Source organism: Rhodopseudomonas sp. BR0M22 (genome assembly GCF_010907035.1).
Classification (GTDB): Bacteria; Pseudomonadota; Alphaproteobacteria; order Rhizobiales; family Xanthobacteraceae; genus Rhodopseudomonas.
Window position 1 is genome coordinate 37,639 of record NZ_QUMK01000019.1, and the last position, 15,896, is coordinate 53,534.

Here is a 15,896-nt window from a genome sequence, read left to right on the forward strand (position 1 = left end):
GGGCCGACGCGCGCGAGGCGCCGGCCCGCAATGACGTCAGGAGAAGATGTCGGTAGTGATGCCGGCATACCATCCCATGTTTTCTTCGGAGGTCTGCAGCCGGAGCCCGGAATCCTCTCCGGTCTTCGACACGAAACCTTCGATCTCGGCGATCTTGCCGTCCTTCGGCTCGTAGCGACCGCCGACCTTCACCGTATCGTCCTGCGCCAGCACCGACCAGCAGGTGTTGGCATAACGCGCCGGGAAGGTGCGCGATCCCGTCAGTTCGCCGCGCACCGCATTGGCAACCACCTTGGCCTGGCTGTTGGCCGAAAACGCCGACTTCGGCATCGCGCCGGCGATCGCGGCGTCGCCGAGCACATAGATGTTGGGATCGATCGCCGACTTCATGTTGGTCGCGTCGATCGGGCAATAGCCGCTCTCGTTCACGAGCCCGGCCTCCCGGGCGATCTTGCCCGCCATCTGCGCCGGAATGACGTTGACCATGTCGGCCTTGATGGTCTCGAAATCGGTGGTGACGGTCATCGCCTTGGGATCGACGCCCTTGATGCCGCCGTGCATCGTCGGATCCATCCATTCGACCATACCGGGATAGTGCTTCTGCCAGCCCTCCTGGAACAGCGCCATCTTGGAGAATTTGTCCTTCGGATCGAGCACGATGATCTTGGACTTGGTGTGGCCCTTGGCCTTCAGCACCTTGGCCATCACCGAAACACGCTCATAGGGGCCGGGCGGGCAGCGATACGGATTCGGCGGTGCCACCATCACGATGGTCGCGCCGTCCTGCAGCGCGTCGAGCTGCTGCTTCACCAGCTTGGTCTGAGCGCCGGGCTTCCAGCCGTGCGGCATGATCTCGGCGGCTTCTTCCGAATAGCCGGGCACCGAGTCGAACTTGATGTCGATGCCGGGCGCCATCACCAGCCGGTCGTAGGGCACGGCAGAGCCGTCGGCGAGCTTGACCTCCTTCTTGTCGCGATTGATCGCCGCAGCGAACTGGCGAACATGCTTCACGCCGTAGCCGCCGAGTTTGTAGCCGTGACTGATCGAGTCGAACGAGCGCATATCGCCGAGATAGAGGTTGGAATGGAAGCAGGTGACGAAGGTCTCCCGCGGCTCGATCATCGTGACCTCGACCGCGCCTTGCGAATCCCGCGCGACGTATTTGGCGACAGTGGCCCCGCCCGGGCCGCCGCCGATCACCACCACGCGCGGCTTGGCCTGGGCGCGCACCACGCCGGGCAGCGCGACCGCACCGGCCGCCACAAATAAGCCAGCCGAAAACTGGCGCCGATTGATTGTCATATCGTCCCCTCCGATTCTGCTCTGATCGATTACCGGGTGTCTCCACTCCGGTCTGCAGTGCGCTCGATTTGTTGTTTTTCGATGCTGCCGAAGTAGCTCGCGAGCGCGGCGATCTCTTCGTCATTGAACTTGGCGGCGATCGCCCGCATCACCGGATTGTCGCGAACCTTGTCGCGATATTCGGTGAGCGCGGCGACCAGCTCGTTCTCTTCGCGGCCGACGATCGACGGGATGCCGTCGAACCGTCCGCTGATCTGATGGCAGGTGACGCATTCGCTCGACAGATACTCGCCGAGTTCGCGATCACCGCCGGCGAACGCCGGGGCCGCCAGCGCGCAGGCGAGCAGCATCGCCGTTGCGGTTCGCACCGGGCGCCATGCGGCGATGATCTGCGCTCCCAAAAGCAGGGCGCAATGCGGACGGTCGAAATATCGGCCGGGCACGGCCATCGTCATCCTCCCGAGACACAGACAGTCGTATGGGGCGTGCCGGCTTAGTTGCCGGTCTGTTTCGCCGAAAGAGCCGGCTCGATCGCCGGCGCCGCTTCCACTTTCACGTCGGCTTTCGCGTCGAGCAGCGTATGGGTCGCCAGCGCGCCGAGCCACATCGATGCAAGCGCCAGCCACGCCGTCACCGCGAAGATCGAGCCGCCGGTGACGCCGGCGCCGACCGCGCAGCCGCCGGCCAGCATGCCGCCGAACCCCATCAGGAACGCCCCCGACGCGTAGCGGCCCATGCTGAGACCGTCGTGAAAGCCTTGCAACTTCCAATCGCGGCCGATCAACGCCGCCAGCAGCGAGCCGGCGAACACGCCCGGCACCAGCCCGATATCGAAGCCGAGCGGCACCGAAGGCGAATTGATCAGCCCCATCAGCGTATCGGCCGAGGGCCCGGTGAAGCTGACGCTTTTGATCTGGGTCGGCTCGAACGAATGCTGCGCCAGAATGTAGGTCACCAGCCACCCGGCGGTGACCGCGAGACCGACGCCGATCGCCGCAAGGCCGGTGATGATCCCGATCCGGTTGCGCCAGCCGAGCCACAGCGCCCACACCAGCACCGCGAAGCCGAACGAGGCGCCGATCACTGGGCCCGCATGCGCGACACTGAGCAGATTGCGCGACGCCCCGCCCGGCAGCGTCCACAGCGAAGTGAAGAACTCGCGCACCGGCGACAGCACGCCGCGCAGCGACGCCTGCGCCACAATGGTGAGGATCAGCCCGGTGACCAGCGCGCGCAAATTTCCGGTGCCGGACAGCACCAGCAGCCGGCTGGCGCAGCCGCGCGACAGGATCATGCCGGCACCGAACATCAATCCGCCGATGATCGCGCCCGACAGGCTGCCGGTGGCGGCGAGCTGCCGCGCTTCGGAGACGTCGAGCACGCCGGAGGTGATCGCGACCTGCGTCGCAGCGACCGCGGCCGCGAACGTCAGCAGCCACACCGCCAGCTTCGGACCGAACGAACTTTCGGAAAATTCGATCACCGCCGAGCGCAGGCAGAACTTGCTGCGTTCCGCAGCGGCGCCGAACACCAGCCCGACCAGCAGACCGCCTGCAGTCAGCATCGTGGTTTCGCCGAAACGCTCGATGAGAAGGTCGAGATCCAAAACAGGCGTTCCTCGTCTTGGCTGCACGCTGCGAGCCGCAATGCGCAGGTCGGCTCGTCTTCGATCTTCCAAGAGCGGCAGCGGAACGACAGATTGTCCTCCGCACGCGCCGATCGACATTGATCTGGCGCAACCGAACTAATCAATTATCACTTCGCTGTCGCAATTACTTGGCGCGCGCCGCTCAAATGCCGCGGCGCGCGCCGAGGGTTGAATCAATCCACCTTCGGACCGGCCTTTTCGTCGGGCGTGACGTCCACCGCGATCGCTCGCCCCGTCACCTTCGGCGCCGGCCTGCAGTCCTTCATGCACGGATTTTTGTTCCAGAACGCCTTCTCGGCCGTCTCGCGATCGTCTTCGTAGAAGCCGTCGGCGTTGGGCATCTTCACTTTGGCGAGATTGTCCTGGTTCAGCTCGAAGTCCTGATCCTTGATGACGTCGTTCATGTTGAGCAGATACGCCGTCAAGGCATAGATCTCGTCGTTGCTCAGCGAGCGCGCGTTGCCGAACGGCATCGCGTGGCGGACGTAGTCGTACACCGTGGTGGCGTCCGGCCAGTACGAACCGATGGTCTTGTCGGGCCGGTCGGCCTTCAGAGTGCCCTGGCCGCCGGACAACACCGGATAGCGGCCGACACCTTCACCGAACTCGCCGTGGCAGGTCGAGCATTTTTCCTGGAACAGCGCATCGCCTTCCTTGGCGGTGCCGTGGCCGGGCGGCAGCCCCTGCCCGTCGGGACGCACATCGATGTCCCAGGCAGCGATTTCTTCCGGCAGCGCGACGCGGCCGAGACCGAGCTGAGCCGGCGCCTGCGGCCACGCCGGCACAGCGACTTGTTCCTTGACGGTGGCGTTCGCGCTCGCCTTGGCGACCTTATGACCCGCCTTGTGTTCGGCAGTCGCCTGCGCCAGCGGCAACGCCAGCACCGCGACGGCAGCGAGCCCGGCGAGAGCCTTAAGCGATTTCGACATTTTCAGTCACTCCGTCGGGATGCACGAGCCAGGTCTGGATGCCGTTGTTGTGGTAGACCGAGTTGACGCCGCGGATCTTGCGCAGCTCGGCCTTGGTCGGCTGCACGTAGCCGGTCTCGTCGATGGCGCGCGATTGCAGCATCAGCTCTTCGCCGTTCCAGTCGAAATCGACATAGAACCGCACGATCGATTTGTTCAGCACCGGGCCGTCGATCCGCGCTTCGTACCAATTGCGACCGCCGTCCATCGACACGTCGACGCGCTTGACCGTGCCGCGGCCGGACCAGGCGATGCCGGTGAGCACGTTGCGGCCCTTGAACTTCAGCGGCGCCTGCGGCGACGGCGAGGTGATCACGCTCTTGGCGTCCATCACGAAGGTGTGCTTGCGCGCACGGCCGTCCGGCATCAGATCGGTGTACTTCGACGTTTCTTCGCGGGTCTGCCACGGCATGTCGCCGACTTCGATGCGGCGCAGCCACTTCACCCACAGATTGCCTTGCCAGCCGGGGATCACCGCGCGCAGCGGATAGCCGTTCTCCGGGCGCAGCGCTTCGCCGTTCATCGCATAGGCGATCATCACGTCGTCGAGCGCTTTCTCCAGCGGCAGCGAACGATCCATCCCGGCAGAGTCGGCGCCTTCGAGCAGCAGCCATTTGGCGTTCGGCTTCACGCCGGCCTGCTCCAGCAGCGTCTTCAGCGTGACGCCGGTGTACATGACGTTGTGGATCATGCCGTGGGTGAACTGACAGCCGTTGAGCTGCGCGCCGCGCCACTCCATGCCGGAATTCGCCGCACATTCCAGGAAGTAGATCTTGTTGACCCGCGGCATCCGCTTGATGTCGTCCATGGTGAACACCAAGGGCTTCTCGACCAGGCCGTGGATCATCAGCCGGTGCATCGCCGGATCGATCTCCGCGACACCGCCGTGGTGGCGTTCGAAGCACACGCCGGACGGAGTGATGATGCCGTCGAGCGCGTGCAGCGGCGTGAAGTTCACCGAGGATTCCGGCGACGCGGTGAGCCACGACACATCGCGGCGGATCACGTCCTTCTCGAACTTCGACGGCATGCCGTAGGGCCGCTTGTCGACGCCGTCGCCGAGATAGCGATTCCAATCCTGGATCTCGGTGATCGCCGGATCGGGCTTGGCCGCCTCGCCGGCCTTGGCCGCGAGCGACGGCAGCATCGCCCCGCCGCCGGCGAGACCGGCTGCACTCAGCCCGGCCGCGCCGAGAAATCGGCGGCGGTTGAGGACGTCGGATGTGGGCTTCTGACTCATGCCGCTAGCCTCTTTCTCATTGCGATACGTGAATGTGTGGGGCGCGCCGATGCGCGACTCCGGCGCGCGTCACGCACCGGAGACCTTCACCGCGCTGTTCGGCTCGATCTTCACGGGGCCGGCGCCGGCGACGTGCTTCTCCAGCACCTCCCAGATCGGCGGACCTTCGGTGCCCTGGTTGACGCTGGCCCAGCCGGACACCGTGTACTTCTTCGACGCCTCGATCGGCTTGCCGGTCGCCAGATGCGTCATGTCGGAGATGCGCGAGCCGATCTCCTTACTGACGTCGATCGCGTAGCCCATGCCGCCGGTACGCACCATGTCGCCGCCGCCCTGATAGTAAGGGTCGGGATGGAAGATGTTGTCGGCGATGTCCTCGAGCACGTTCTTGAGCTGCTCGCCGGTCATCTCGGTGCGGTAGCAGTTCGGATAGGTGATGGCGGTGGCGTTGGTGATCGCCTCCCAGGTGATGGCGTCTTCCGGCAGCAGCGTGCCGCCCCAGCGGAAACCGGGCGACAGCGCGATCTCGGTGTCGCGCTGCTTCAGCATCGCATCGCAGATCAGATCGTCGAAGGTGCCGTTGAAATTGCCGCGGCGATACAAGAGCGAGTCGGTCTTGCCGACGACGCGGGCGAGATCCTTGGCGTAAGGCGCGCGCAGCTTCTCGACCAGCTTGGCCATCTCGGGGTCCGGCGCGATCGCGTCCGCAAACACCGGCATCAGCTTGAAGCGGATGTCGGCGACCTTGCCGCCGTCGACCTTGATGTCGAGCCGCGACACAAATTTGCCGTGCGAGCCGGACGCCACCAGCACGGTGTCGCCCACCTTGATCACGCCCGGCATGGCGTCGTGGGTGTGGCCGGTGAGAATGACGTCGATGCCCTTGACGCGGCCGGCGAGCTTGCGGTCGACGTCGAAGCCGTTGTGCGACAGCAGCACCACGATCGCGGCGCCGTCGGCACGCGCTTCCTCGACCTGCTTCTGGATGTCCTCCTCGCGGATACCGAACTCCCAGTTCGGGAACATCCAGCGCGGATTGGCGACGGCGGTGCGCGGCAGCGCCTGGCCGATCACCGCGATCTTGACGCCGCCGCGTTCGAACGTCTTGCGAGCCTCGAACACCGGTTCCTGCCATTCGACATCACGGACGTTCTGCGCCAGGAACGCGAACGGCGCCTTCTCGGCGATTTCCTTGACGCGGTCGGCGCCGTAGGTGAACTCCCAATGCCCGGTCATGGCGTCGACCTTGAGCCCGGCGAGCGCGTCGATCATGTCCTGACCGTTGCTCTTCAGCGAGCTCCAGCTGCCCTGCAGCGCATCGCCGCCGTCGAGCAGCAACACCTTGTCGGCGCCGCGCTCGGCGCGGATCGCGTTGACCAGGGTGGCGATGCGATCGAAGCCGCCCATCTTGCCGTAGTTGCGGGCGAGCGCGGTGAAGTCGTCGGCGGTCAGCGCGAACGCATCCGGCGAGCCGGTGGCGATGTGGAAGTAGTTGCGGAATTCCGCGTCGGTGAGATGCGGCGGCTTGCCCTTGACCTCGCCGACGCCGAGATTGACCGAGGGCTCGCGGAAATGCAGCGGCACGAGCTGGGCGTGGGTGTCGGTGATGTGCAGCAGCGTCACCGTGCCGAGGGGATCGAATTTTAGGATGTCGGCCTGCGTCAGCCGCTGCTGCGCCGCCACCTGCCCGATCGGCCCCAGGCCGCCGGCGATCGTCAGCGCCGATGCGGCGGCCGTCGCCTGCAGGAATTCCCGCCTCGAGATCATCGTTTCATCCCTTGCTACGCGCCGCGTTGGGCACTGCCACCGTCGCCGGCGGTCGTTCGATCAGGTCGCAGGTCCGCCGTCCGGGAGCCGCAAAGGCTCCCGGTGATGCGACGATTGCTGCGAAGTCGGTCCGGCCGCCGCGATTAGGCGACGGTCAGCTTGTGCTTGGATTCGTAGACCGAGCCGTCATCGTCCTTCCACAGGAAGGCGAACTCGCCGCTCTCCGAAGCCTTGTAGAAGAACGACTGATACGGGTTGGCGGAGATCGCCGGATTCCAATCGGCCTCGAACACGGTCTTGCCGTTGAACTGCGCCGTGAAGGTGTTGATGATCTTGCGCGGCACGATCTTGCCGGACGCATCCTTGCGCTGACCGGATTCCATTTCGTGGGAGATCAGCGTCTTGATTTCGAGCAGTTCGCCCGGCTTGGCCTGGGTCGGAACGCGGACGCGCGGGGTCGGTTTGACGGACATTGAAATTTCCTCGCCTTGAATTGTTGCCGTTGCCGGACTAGCCGCCGCAGCCGCCGATGGTGACCTTCACGCTCGACTTGGTCGAGTACAGCTTGCCGTCCGACATTTCCGCGATGCAGATGATGTTCTGGGTCTGCGCCAGACGCATCCGGGTCGAGGCCGACGCCTTGCCGCAGGCCGGGGTGAACTTGTAGCTGACGATGCCCGGCGCCGGGTTGCCGTCGGCGAACACATGCACCGCCTTGACGTAGTCCGCGTCGGTCATCGGGCTTTCGACATCAATGGTGATCGGCACCACCAGGCCGTTCTCGGCGATCTCGGGCACGTCGAGCTTGACCTTGCCGCTCTCGAACTTCTTGTCGCCGTACAGCTTCTTGATCTCGGCATCGACCATCGCCGCGTCGGCGAAGGACATCCGCGGCGCCAGCAGCGCAACGAGGCCGGCGATGCCCGCCAGCGCCAGAGCCTCGCGGCGGCTCGTTTCGGTCTTCATCAACACCATTGGGCATCCTCCTTCAGGGAGTCTTTCGCATCCCTTGCCATACTAACGCTTGACGATTGCAAGCGCGATCGGTCATGATCCGCAAACATCATTATATTGTTTTTCTTGAATGTAAAGATGCCAGGCCGTAAGCCGAGGTGTCATCGGCCGCAACTCACAAGACGGTCGCCGGAGGAGGGAGGACCCATGAGACCCATCGCCGCTATCTCGGCGGTGATCGCTATCGTGTTCTGCACGATGCCGATCGTCGCCCAGGCGCAGGACGCCAGCGAGAAGGAAATCGAGCGCTATCGCGAGATGATTTCCGACCCGATGTCGAACCCCGGCTTCCTCGCGGTTGATCGCGGCGAGCAGCTCTGGGCGGAGAAGCGGGGCACCAAGAACGTCTCCCTTGAAAGCTGCGATCTCGGCCTTGGCGCCGGCAAGCTGGAAGGCGCGTTCGCCCAACTGCCGCGCTACTTCAAGGACGCCGACAAGGTGATGGACCTCGAGCAGCGCCTGCTGTGGTGCATGCAGAACATCCAGGGTCTCGATACCAAGGACATCGTCGCGCGCCGATTCTCCGGCCCCGGTAAGACCTCGGACATGGAAGATCTAGTCGCGTATATCGCCAACAAGTCCAGCGGCATGAAGATCGAGCCGCAGCTCAGCCATCCCAAGGAACAGGAGATGGCGGCGGTCGGCGAGGAGCTGTTTCACCGCCGCGGCGGGGTGATGGATTTTTCGTGTTCGACCTGCCACGGCGCCGAAGGCAAGCGTATCCGTCTGCAGGCGCTGCCCTACCTCGCCGGCCCCGGCAAGGACGCGCAAGTGACGATGGCGAGCTGGCCGACCTACCGCGTGTCGCAGAGCGCGCTGCGGACCTTCCAGCACCGGATCTGGGACTGCTATCGCCAGCAGCGCTGGCCGGCGCCGGAATACGGCTCCGAAGGCATCACCGCCCTGACCTTGTATCTCAACAAGATCGCGGCGGGCGGCGAGCTCGCCGTGCCGTCGATCAAGCGCTGAGGGAGGCGAAGCCATGATGAAGATCCATGTCTCGATGCTGGCGCTCGCGCTCGGCGCAGCGCTCTCCGCCACCGCGCCGACCGCAACTCTTGCGGCCGATCAGCCGGTGCCGAAGTCGGCCGGCACGATGAGCAAAACCGCCGACAAGGCGGCAGAGGCCGCGAAACCGGCTGCCGCCAGCACCGCCAGCGCGAAAGTCTCGCCCGAAACCGTCGACGCCTACATCAAGGCGACGTTCGGCAAGGCGCCGGAAGACTGGCAGAAGCGGATCGTCCCCGACGAGACGATGCAGGCCTGCAACAAATATCGCAACGAGGTGCCGCACGACGTCGCCGATGCGATCATGCAGCGCGAGATCAAGAAGGTGGTTTATCCGGCCGACGGCAAATTGCTCGGCGACTGGAAGGCCGGCGCCCAGATCGCCAACAACGGCCGCGGCGGCCAGTTCTCCGACAAGCCGGAGACGGTGCACGGCGGCAATTGCTACGCCTGCCATCAGATGGCGCAGTCGGAAGTATCGTTCGGCACGCTCGGCCCCAGCCTCACCCACTACGGCAAGGACCGCAATTACACCGAAGCCGAGATCAAGCAGGCCTACACCAAGATCTACAATTCACAGGCGGTGGTGCCGTGCTCGAACATGCCGCGGTTCGGCACCAACGGCTTCCTCAGCGAACAGCAGATCAAGGACGTGTTGGCGTTCCTGTTCGATCCGGAATCCCCGGTGAACAAGGAATAACACCACCAAAGCCTGCGTCATTGCGAGCGAAGCGAAGCAATCCATGAGCTCCGTGCACTGCCCCATGGATTGCTTCGTCGCTTCGCTCCTCGCAATGACGACAACTACGAAGCGGAGCAATTGAATGATTGATCGAATCGGTCTTGCCTTGGCCGCCATCGCTGTCTTGGCCGCTCCGGCCCGCGCCGACGACGCGCTGGTGACCACCAAGTCGCTCAGCCCAGAACTGGCGCTGGACGCGGCGAAAGCTGCGCTCGGCGAATGCCGCAAGCAGGGCTTCCAGGTCGCGGTCGCCGTGGTCGATCGCAGCGGCCTGCCGCAGGTGATGCTGCGCGACCGCTTCGCCGGCGCGCACACGCCGACCACCGCGGCCGGGAAGGCGTGGACTGCGGTATCGTTCAAGACCGCGACCGGCGAACTCGCCGACATGACCAAGCCCGGCATGCCGCAGTCCGGCCTGCGCAACCTGCCCGGCGTCGTCGTGCTCGGCGGCGGACTGATCATCGAGGCCGCCGGCTCGCTTGTCGCCGGCATCGGCGTCTCCGGCGCCCCCGGCGGCGACGCCGATGAAGCCTGCGCCAAAGCCGGCATCGACGCGATCAAGGACAAACTGGACTTCTGATCCTGCTCCCCCAACGTCATTCCGGGTGCGCGTCAGCGCGAACCCGGAATGACGAGGCCCTGCAATATAACGGTGGACAGACTCGTCGCACCGCCTTCACCGACAAACTCTCGTTCGTCATTCCGGGATGCGTCGCGTCAGCGGCGCAGGCCCGGAATCCATACTCACAGGTGGTGGTTATGGATTCCGGGCTCGCGCTACGCGCGCCCCGGAATGACGTTGATAGTAAGGTGCTCCCTACACCGGCCGCTTCAGCCAGTCGGTGAACGGCATCGACTGATAGCCTTTCTCGCGGACGTATTTGAACATCGCCAGGAATTCCGGCGGCTCGAGCAGGCCGGGCATGCGGGCGACTTCGCGATACTGCGGCTTCTTGCCGGCGAGACCGTCGGCGCTCTCGGGGAAGAACTGCAGCGACGGGGTGAAGCGGATGCCGTAAGCCTGTGCGAACGCCTTTTCGCTCAGTTTGCTGCCGCCAAAATCGGTGACCTCGCGGGCACCGATGTGGTTGAGGTGCACGATCTCGAAATTGTCGCGGATATAGCTCTCGATCGCCGGATCGCGCATGTGCACCTCGTGCAGCTTGCGGCAGAACGGACAGCCCTTCAGCCCCCACAGGATCGCGAAGCGCTTGCCTTTCGCGGTGGCGCCGTCGAGGTCTTCCTTCAGATCGAGGAAACTCTGCAAGTACCAGTCGAGCTGATACAGCCCGTCGTCGCCGAGCACCGGCTCCGCAGCAGCAGCCGGCAGGCTGCGCAGCGACAGCGCGCCGATGCCCAGCGCGGCGATGGCGCCGCGGCGCGAGAACGAAGCCTTCGTCATCACCAGTCCTCCCTGTGGCCGGGCGCCGTCAGCCGATCTCGCCGAAGGCCGGAAAGGTCTGCAGCAGCCACCCTGAAATCCGCGGCATCGCGCCGGTGAGAAACAATACGCCGGTCAGCACCAGCGCGCCGCCCATGACCTTCTCGACCGTCGCCATCTGTGTCCGCAGCCGCGCCATCAGCCTGATGAAGGCGCCGGAAAACAAAGACGCCAGCAGGAACGGCAGCCCGATCCCCAGCGAATAGGCGCCGAGCAGCACCGCACCGTGCGCCGCCGAGCCTTCGACGCCGGCGACCAGCAGGATCGTCGCCAGTACCGGCCCGACGCACGGCGTCCAGCCGAATGCGAATGCCAGGCCGACCACATAGGCGCCGACAAAACCGACGCCGCGGCGGACGTTGTGAAACCGCGCCTCGCGATACAATAGGCCGATGCGGAATAGGCCGAGGAAATGGAGTCCGAGCACGATGATGATGACGCCTGCGACGATGCCGAGGGCGTCGAAATGCTCGGTCACCGCCTTGCCGATCGCCGAGGCCGACGCCCCGAGCGCAACGAACACGGTGGAGAAGCCGAGCACGAAGGCGGCCGACGAGGCCACCACCCGCCAATCGATCGCCTTGGCAGGCTGGTCGGCACCGCGGGTCAGCTGGTCCAGGCTGACGCCGGCCAGAAAGCACAGATAGGGCGGCACCAGCGGCAGCACGCACGGCGACAGGAACGACAGCACCCCGGCCCCGAAGGCGCCGACCAGCGAGATATTCGAAACCACCGCGTTTCCGCCCCTGGAACATACATGCGAATTCGTCTATATGTATCACATCATGGGCCGGAAGATGCTGAAATCGACTCTCATCGGCGCGATTATGTTGTGTGCGGCGCAGCTAACGGCTGCGGCGGCGCACGCGGCCGAGCTGGTGATGTTCGAACGCGACGGCTGCGTCTGGTGCGCGCGCTGGGACCGCGACGTCGGCCCGATCTATCCCAAGACCGACGAGGCCAAGCTGCTGCCGCTGCGCCGCATCAACATCGACCACGCCAAGGACCCGGGCCTCGGCCTTGCAAGTCCGGTGCGGTTCACGCCGACCTTCGTGGTGATGGACCAGGGCCGCGAGATCGGGCGGATCACCGGCTACATCAACGACGACGCATTCTGGGGCCTACTCGGCGCGCTGGCCGCCAAGGTGACGCCGCCACCGCAGCGCGGCCACACCTGATATGCTGCATATGCTGCGAACGACATCTTGCAACGCCAACCGAAACGATAGCTGATCGCCATGACCTCGATCCTCGAACCCGATATCGAGACCGAACTCCGCGACGGCGCGGAATACTCGCCCGAGCTCGACATGCTGATGCGCCGGGCGCGCAAGGCCAGCAACTTCCTGAAAGCCGTGTCGCACGAGAACCGGCTGCTGCTTCTCTGCTTGCTCGCCGAACGCGAGCGCTCGGTGAGCGAACTGGAGAACATCCTGTCGCTGCGTCAGTCGGCGGTGTCGCAGCAGCTCGCGCGGCTGCGCTACGACGGCATGGTCGACACCAGGCGGGACGGTAAGACCATTTACTACAGCCTCGCCAACGACGACGTTCGTCGCGTCATCTCGGTGATCTATGATATCTTCTGCTCGTCCGCGCGAGACGCCCAGAAGTAATCGGGCTCGCGCGCGACGCGACCAGTAAGCGACGCAAGGGCGCATCGCACGCCTGCGCGCAACCGAGGGAACCCCATGCAGGACGCATCCGCCTGGATGCTCGCGCTCGCCGGCCTGTGCGTCGGCGTCACCGCAGGTTTCTTCGTGCGGCTGGCGCGGCTGTGCTCGTTCGGCGCCGTCGAAGACGCGCTGATGGGCGGCGATACCAGGCGCCTGCGCATCTTCGGCCTGGCGCTCGGCATCGCGCTGCTCGGCACCCAGGCGCTGGTGATCGCCGGCCAGCTCGACCCCGGCCAATCCAACTACACCGCGCCGGCGCTGCCGCTGGCCTCGATCGTGATCGGCAGCGTGCTGTTCGGCGTCGGCATGGCGCTCGTCGGCACCTGCGGGTTCGGCTCGCTGGTGCGGCTCGGCACCGGCGATCTGCGCAGCTTCGTGGTGATCCTGGTGCTCGGCGGCGCCGCCTATGCGACGCTGCGCGGGATGCTGTCCGGCTTCCGCATCACCGTGCTGGAGCGGTTCGCGCTGAAGATGCCGGACGGCCTCAACGCCGATCTCGCTTCGCTGCTCCAGCATCTGTCCGGCATGGACCTGCGCGCGGTGATCGCCGCGCTCGGCGGCGGCGTGCTGTGTCTGATTGCGCTCGGCGACAAGCGGCTGCGGCGGACGCCGCGCCTGCTCGCGGCCGGAGTCGCGCTCGGCGTGCTGACGGTGGTCGGCTGGCTCGCGACCACGAAACTGGCCGATCCGTTCGCCGGCCCGGTGCACCCGCAGAGCCTGACCTTCGTCTCGACCATCGGCAAAGCGGTGTATGCGGGGCTGCTCAACGTCGGCAATTTCGCCGATTTCGGCGTCGGCACGGTGTTCGGCGTGGTGCTCGGCTCGTTTCTGGCGGCGTGGCGCGCCGACGAGCTACGCTGGGAAGCGTTCGACGACGATCACGAGATGCGCCGCCACGTCACCGGCGCCGCGCTGATGGGATTCGGCGGCATCCTGACCGGCGGCTGCACCATCGGCCAGGGCATCACCGCGGGCTCGGTGATGGCGCTGTCGTGGCCGATCGCGATCCTCGGCATGATGCTGGGCGCGCGGATCGGCATCGCGGTGCTGGTCGACGGATCGCCGCGCGAGCTGATCCGCCGCCGGTTCGACGGCTGGCGCGAGTTCCTGCGCAGCCGCAGCGAGACCGCGAGGCCTACGGCCGCAAATACGCCCAGCCGTCGCCCTGCAGTTCGATCAGACGCACCGCACCCGACGGCACCTCGCTCGCTTGCGGAATGAGGCTGACGGCATGGCCTTCGTGCTTCTCCATGCCCTTCTTGGTGTTGTCGCAGGCGGCGAATTTGATGCTGGACGGAAACGCGGCGTCGCTGATCTGCTTGATGCGATCCTTCACCGGCGATGAATCGGTGCGCAGCATGTGCAGGCCGGGGCCGAAGGTGACAACCTCGACCTGAACGTCCTCGTTCTTGGCCTTGTAGTAGTCGATGATGTTGGCGGCATTGTTGAGCGCAAGGTTCATCACCGCCGGATCGTTCTGATCGACCTGAATGGCGACCCGGTGCGGCTTGGCGTCGGCCGCCAAAGCAGGCGCCGCAGCGACCGTGAGCAGCACCGCCGCAGCGGCGGCCTTGAACAACGACTTCATCGTGATCCTCCCCGAACGTAGTTCGCCACGCAAACTAACCACACGGATAGCCGCTGTCATCAAAGGATCAGCGGGACCAAGTGATCACGTTGCCGTCAGGTCGAAAGGGAATCTCAGGTTCGTCATTCCGGGGCACGCGTGAAACGCGTGAACCCGGAATCCCGAGATAGCTCGAAGAGAGATTCCGGGTTCGCGAGCTGCGCTCGCGCCCCGGAATGACTCCGGTGTGAGGGACTCACCGCGCGGCGAGCGCTGCGACCGGGGCGAAGCGGCGGATGCCGAGCGCGGCGCCGCCGACGATGCCGGCGACGGCGATGAACGACGGCAGCGCCAGCGTCGACAGGCCGGTGAGGCCCTGCCCGACCGAGCAGCCATAGGCCATCGCGCCGCCCGAGCCCATCAGCGCCGCGCCGAGCGTCGAGCGCAGCATGTGCGGCGCCGAGGTGAAGCCTTCCAGCGCGAAGCGGCCGGTGAGCAGCGCGGTGGTGGCGCTGCCGGCGAACACGCCGACCGCGAGCGCGACGCCGAAGCTCAGCGTCAGGCCGGTGGAGAACATCGCGTATTGCAGCGTATCGGCGAGCGGCGCGACGAAGCTCAGCGAGGTCGCCGGGATCGGGTTGAAGTCGTCGGCGCCGAAGTAACCGGTCGCGAGCCAACCGGCGACGACCAGCAGGCCGATCACCACGCCGGCCGTGATCTGCCCGCCGGCACGGCGGAAACTGCGATCGGAGAACGCGAACACCAGCAGCGCGCCGGCCGCGATCAGCACCGCGGCGATCTGCGCGACCGCTTCGCCGAGGCCCGCGGCGCCGAGCAGCGACGGCACCGAGACGTGCGGCGGCGACACCTGGGTCCACTGCAGGAAGGCGAGCCGCGCCGGCGCGAACAGCCCCTTCAGTGTGATCTGCGCCGCCACCGCGATGATGCCGACCACCAGCAGCGAGCGTAGATTGCCCTTGCCGAGCAGCACCAGCGCGCGCGAGGCGCAGCCATTCGCCAGGACCATGCCGAGGCCGAACATCAGGCCGCCGAGGAAGATCAGCGGCGCCGAGAACGACGGCTGCAGATACAACGACTTGCCGCTGTCGACATAACCGAGCCCGGCGATCAGCTGGGTGCCGGCGATCGCGACCGCCAGCGCCACCGCGTAGCTGCGAAGCTTGCGGCCGTCGTCCTTGGTCCAGTAGTCGCGCAGCCCGCTCATCAGGCAGAAGCCGCTGAGCAGGCCGGCGACGCCGAACGCAGCGCCGATCGCAAAGCCCAGGATGATCACCAGTTCCGGCATCTGCATCGCCCGATCCTCCAGCCGGCGCGCCATGAGGTCGCGCCTGTTCCGCGGCTGGATGTACGCATCGCAGCAGAAGCGGTAAATACGTGAGGAAAATTAAGCAGGAAGTTGCAGCAGCTGGGGATGGAGCAGAGTTTTCTCCTTCCGGCGCGATCCGAGGAATGAAATTATTCTCCCGGCCGATGGGCACGGTTCCGCAGCTCGCGCGTTGAAGCCC

18 protein-coding genes are annotated in these 15,896 nt (G+C 65.6%); 6 read left to right on the top strand and 12 right to left on the bottom strand.

Features of this window, described 5'->3' with window-relative positions:
* Positions 1-36: 36 nt before the first annotated feature.
* From DY468_RS08375 to soxY, 8 genes are all read right to left on the bottom strand, one after another.
* Positions 37-1,302 (bottom strand): NAD(P)/FAD-dependent oxidoreductase, encoded by a 1,266-nt coding sequence (locus DY468_RS08375; RefSeq protein ID WP_164604179.1) that lies wholly within the window; start codon positions 1,300-1,302, stop codon positions 37-39.
* A gap of 29 nt (positions 1,303-1,331) precedes the next feature.
* The gene (locus tag DY468_RS08380; protein ID WP_164604181.1) at positions 1,332-1,751 is read right to left on the bottom strand and encodes a c-type cytochrome; all 420 of its coding nucleotides are present in this window, start codon (positions 1,749-1,751) and stop codon (positions 1,332-1,334) included.
* 44 nt (positions 1,752-1,795) lie between these two features.
* A complete protein-coding gene (locus DY468_RS08385; RefSeq protein WP_164604183.1) occupies positions 1,796-2,908 on the bottom strand; it encodes a YeeE/YedE family protein in 1,113 nt (370 codons plus the stop codon).
* Between the two features lie 215 nt (positions 2,909-3,123).
* Positions 3,124-3,879, bottom strand: a complete 756-nt coding sequence (locus DY468_RS08390; protein ID WP_164604185.1) for a c-type cytochrome — start codon at positions 3,877-3,879, stop codon at positions 3,124-3,126.
* Positions 3,863-5,158, bottom strand: a complete 1,296-nt coding sequence (soxC, locus tag DY468_RS08395; protein WP_164604187.1) for a sulfite dehydrogenase — start codon at positions 5,156-5,158, stop codon at positions 3,863-3,865. Before soxC ends, DY468_RS08390 begins: the two co-directional genes overlap by 17 nt.
* A 69-nt stretch (positions 5,159-5,227) precedes the next feature.
* Positions 5,228-6,925: a thiosulfohydrolase SoxB gene (gene soxB, locus DY468_RS08400; protein WP_164604189.1), complete on the bottom strand. Its 1,698-nt coding sequence runs from the start codon at positions 6,923-6,925 to the stop codon at positions 5,228-5,230.
* Between the two features lie 143 nt (positions 6,926-7,068).
* On the bottom strand, positions 7,069-7,398 hold the full coding sequence (soxZ, locus tag DY468_RS08405; protein WP_164604191.1) for a thiosulfate oxidation carrier complex protein SoxZ: 330 nt from the start codon (positions 7,396-7,398) through the stop codon (positions 7,069-7,071).
* Positions 7,399-7,435: 37 nt separating this feature from the next.
* The gene (soxY, locus tag DY468_RS08410; protein ID WP_164604193.1) at positions 7,436-7,900 is read right to left on the bottom strand and encodes a thiosulfate oxidation carrier protein SoxY; all 465 of its coding nucleotides are present in this window, start codon (positions 7,898-7,900) and stop codon (positions 7,436-7,438) included.
* 186 nt (positions 7,901-8,086) lie between these two features.
* On the opposite strand from soxY, the gene soxA reads away from it, so the two are divergent.
* From soxA to DY468_RS08425, 3 genes are all read left to right on the top strand, one after another.
* Positions 8,087-8,908: a sulfur oxidation c-type cytochrome SoxA gene (gene soxA / locus DY468_RS08415; RefSeq protein ID WP_164604195.1), complete on the top strand. Its 822-nt coding sequence runs from the start codon at positions 8,087-8,089 to the stop codon at positions 8,906-8,908.
* Between the two features lie 13 nt (positions 8,909-8,921).
* Entirely contained in the window at positions 8,922-9,647 is a 726-nt protein-coding gene (gene soxX / locus DY468_RS08420) for a sulfur oxidation c-type cytochrome SoxX (protein WP_164604197.1), read from the top strand.
* 124 nt (positions 9,648-9,771) lie between these two features.
* Positions 9,772-10,269, top strand: a complete 498-nt coding sequence (locus DY468_RS08425; RefSeq protein WP_164604198.1) for a GlcG/HbpS family heme-binding protein — start codon at positions 9,772-9,774, stop codon at positions 10,267-10,269.
* 237 nt (positions 10,270-10,506) lie between these two features.
* Here the strand turns inward: DY468_RS08425 and DY468_RS08430 are convergent, their stop codons facing one another.
* Together DY468_RS08430 and DY468_RS08435 are read right to left on the bottom strand one after the other, a co-directional pair.
* Positions 10,507-11,091, bottom strand: a complete 585-nt coding sequence (locus tag DY468_RS08430; protein WP_164604200.1) for a SoxW family protein — start codon at positions 11,089-11,091, stop codon at positions 10,507-10,509.
* 28 nt (positions 11,092-11,119) lie between these two features.
* The gene (locus DY468_RS08435; RefSeq protein WP_164604202.1) at positions 11,120-11,863 is read right to left on the bottom strand and encodes a cytochrome c biogenesis CcdA family protein; all 744 of its coding nucleotides are present in this window, start codon (positions 11,861-11,863) and stop codon (positions 11,120-11,122) included.
* A 40-nt stretch (positions 11,864-11,903) separates the two neighbouring features.
* Between DY468_RS08435 and DY468_RS08440 the strand changes: the two genes are divergently transcribed.
* From DY468_RS08440 to DY468_RS08450, 3 genes are all read left to right on the top strand, one after another.
* Complete coding sequence (locus DY468_RS08440) at positions 11,904-12,308, top strand: thioredoxin family protein (RefSeq protein WP_205512132.1); 405 nt, start codon at positions 11,904-11,906, stop codon at positions 12,306-12,308.
* Between the two features lie 60 nt (positions 12,309-12,368).
* Positions 12,369-12,743, top strand: a complete 375-nt coding sequence (locus tag DY468_RS08445; protein WP_164604204.1) for an ArsR/SmtB family transcription factor — start codon at positions 12,369-12,371, stop codon at positions 12,741-12,743.
* Between the two features lie 75 nt (positions 12,744-12,818).
* Positions 12,819-14,024, top strand: a complete 1,206-nt coding sequence (locus DY468_RS08450; RefSeq protein WP_164604206.1) for a YeeE/YedE family protein — start codon at positions 12,819-12,821, stop codon at positions 14,022-14,024.
* On the opposite strand, the gene DY468_RS08455 is transcribed toward DY468_RS08450, so the two are convergent.
* Together DY468_RS08455 and DY468_RS08460 are read right to left on the bottom strand one after the other, a co-directional pair.
* Positions 13,939-14,391 (bottom strand): DsrE family protein, encoded by a 453-nt coding sequence (locus DY468_RS08455; protein ID WP_164604207.1) that lies wholly within the window; start codon positions 14,389-14,391, stop codon positions 13,939-13,941. The two genes, DY468_RS08450 and DY468_RS08455, sit on opposite strands and share 86 nt — an antisense overlap.
* A 235-nt stretch (positions 14,392-14,626) precedes the next feature.
* A complete protein-coding gene (locus DY468_RS08460) occupies positions 14,627-15,682 on the bottom strand; it encodes a YeeE/YedE family protein (protein ID WP_502706216.1) in 1,056 nt (351 codons plus the stop codon).
* Positions 15,683-15,896 lie beyond the last annotated feature (214 nt).

Coding starts and splice junctions, on each gene's coding strand:
- DY468_RS08375 (WP_164604179.1), bottom strand. CDS start 1,302: ATGACAATCAATCGGCGCCAGTTTTCGGCTGGCTTATTTGTGGCGGCC.
- DY468_RS08450 (WP_164604206.1), top strand. CDS start 12,819: ATGCAGGACGCATCCGCCTGGATGCTCGCGCTCGCCGGCCTGTGCGTC.
- soxX (WP_164604197.1), top strand. CDS start 8,922: ATGATGAAGATCCATGTCTCGATGCTGGCGCTCGCGCTCGGCGCAGCG.
- DY468_RS08390 (WP_164604185.1), bottom strand. CDS start 3,879: ATGTCGAAATCGCTTAAGGCTCTCGCCGGGCTCGCTGCCGTCGCGGTG.
- DY468_RS08445 (WP_164604204.1), top strand. CDS start 12,369: ATGACCTCGATCCTCGAACCCGATATCGAGACCGAACTCCGCGACGGC.
- soxC (WP_164604187.1), bottom strand. CDS start 5,158: ATGAGTCAGAAGCCCACATCCGACGTCCTCAACCGCCGCCGATTTCTC.
- soxY (WP_164604193.1), bottom strand. CDS start 7,900: ATGGTGTTGATGAAGACCGAAACGAGCCGCCGCGAGGCTCTGGCGCTG.
- soxA (WP_164604195.1), top strand. CDS start 8,087: ATGAGACCCATCGCCGCTATCTCGGCGGTGATCGCTATCGTGTTCTGC.
- DY468_RS08380 (WP_164604181.1), bottom strand. CDS start 1,751: ATGGCCGTGCCCGGCCGATATTTCGACCGTCCGCATTGCGCCCTGCTT.
- soxZ (WP_164604191.1), bottom strand. CDS start 7,398: ATGTCCGTCAAACCGACCCCGCGCGTCCGCGTTCCGACCCAGGCCAAG.
- DY468_RS08440 (WP_205512132.1), top strand. CDS start 11,904: ATGTATCACATCATGGGCCGGAAGATGCTGAAATCGACTCTCATCGGC.
- DY468_RS08430 (WP_164604200.1), bottom strand. CDS start 11,091: ATGACGAAGGCTTCGTTCTCGCGCCGCGGCGCCATCGCCGCGCTGGGC.
- DY468_RS08455 (WP_164604207.1), bottom strand. CDS start 14,391: ATGAAGTCGTTGTTCAAGGCCGCCGCTGCGGCGGTGCTGCTCACGGTC.
- soxB (WP_164604189.1), bottom strand. CDS start 6,925: ATGATCTCGAGGCGGGAATTCCTGCAGGCGACGGCCGCCGCATCGGCG.
- DY468_RS08460 (WP_502706216.1), bottom strand. CDS start 15,682: ATGCAGATGCCGGAACTGGTGATCATCCTGGGCTTTGCGATCGGCGCT.
- DY468_RS08425 (WP_164604198.1), top strand. CDS start 9,772: ATGATTGATCGAATCGGTCTTGCCTTGGCCGCCATCGCTGTCTTGGCC.